The sequence below is a fragment of the Mesorhizobium sp. M7A.T.Ca.US.000.02.2.1 genome (assembly GCF_003996995.1).
Classification (GTDB): Bacteria; Pseudomonadota; Alphaproteobacteria; order Rhizobiales; family Rhizobiaceae; genus Mesorhizobium.
This window is the reverse complement of record NZ_RZTT01000817.1, coordinates 1-898: the sequence shown is the minus strand read 5'-3', so window position 1 is coordinate 898 and position 898 is coordinate 1. Positions and strand designations below refer to the sequence as shown.

Sequence of the window (898 nt, the reverse complement as noted above, 5' to 3'; positions counted from 1 at the left end):
CCCCAGCCGGTGCGCGAGCCAGTTCGAGGCGAATGTCAGCACCGTCGTGACGCACAGCAAGCCGTCGGCCCCGCCACGCGCCGCGGCATAGGCCTGACCGAGAATGGCAAAGGCCTCGCTGACCGCCGGCGCGAGGCGCTGTCCAGCCTCGGTGAGTGCGATCTGGCGCGGTCGTCGCAGGAACAGCGGCGCGCCGACCCGTTCCTCCAGCACCTTGATCTGATAGCTGACCGCCGCTTGCGTCATGGCAAGTTCACTGGCGGCCTTGGTGAAGGAAAGATGCCGCGCCACCGCTTCGAACACCCGGATCGCCTGCAGCGGCGGAAGCTGTGCAACCTGCCGAGAGCTGAGGTCCGGCATAAAGCCTCCTTATGGGTCCTTATCGACGTTCGATTGGCAAAGACTGCCGTCAAGACCGACATTCCCAGTCAACCCGTCATTCGGGTTCAGGATAGCGAAGGTTGACGATCATGACCATGGCGCAGCAAAAATGCACTCCCGCACCCGATCACCGCTGGTTTTCGTGGCTGACGGATGGATTCGGCTGGTTCGCGGCCAAAAAACGAGCACATCTCGACATCAGGGACCTGTCGCCGCATCTGCAGCGCGATCTCGGTTTTCTCGATGGCAATGACCCTTTCGGGCGGCACAGCTAGCGCGGTTGGTTTTATCGCAAATCAGGTGTGGTTCCGGTCAGATGTTGGCCAGCAGGGCGGCGGCGGTCCGTTCATCGGTGATGAGGCCGTTGATCAGCCGCCGGTTCGCGGCCGCCAGGATGCCTGGCAGCTTTCGTTCGCCCATGGCCAGTGCGATGACCAGCGATTTCTCGCGTGACGGAAGCGACGCCGACGACACCCGGTCGTTGGTGATGCCCTCGATCATGCGGCCCTCCCTGTCG

At 63.1% G+C, this 898-nt stretch carries 3 protein-coding genes; 1 reads left to right on the top strand and 2 read right to left on the bottom strand.

Annotated elements, in window-relative coordinates; genetic code table 11:
- The coding region (locus EOD15_RS34865; RefSeq protein WP_127409341.1) for a LysR family transcriptional regulator at positions 1-360 on the bottom strand (360 nt) is incomplete at its 3' end.
- A 110-nt stretch (positions 361-470) separates the two neighbouring features.
- Between EOD15_RS34865 and EOD15_RS34860 the strand changes: the two genes are divergently transcribed.
- Positions 471-656, top strand: a complete 186-nt coding sequence (locus EOD15_RS34860) for a hypothetical protein (RefSeq protein WP_127318258.1) — start codon at positions 471-473, stop codon at positions 654-656.
- A gap of 37 nt (positions 657-693) precedes the next feature.
- On the opposite strand, the gene EOD15_RS34855 is transcribed toward EOD15_RS34860, so the two are convergent.
- The coding region (locus EOD15_RS34855; RefSeq protein ID WP_281035605.1) for a sugar-binding domain-containing protein at positions 694-898 on the bottom strand (205 nt) is incomplete at its 5' end.

Bases quoted from the DNA above. Each gene is read 5' to 3' on its own strand.
- EOD15_RS34860 (WP_127318258.1), top strand. From the start codon at position 471: ATGACCATGGCGCAGCAAAAATGCACTCCCGCACCCGATCACCGCTGG.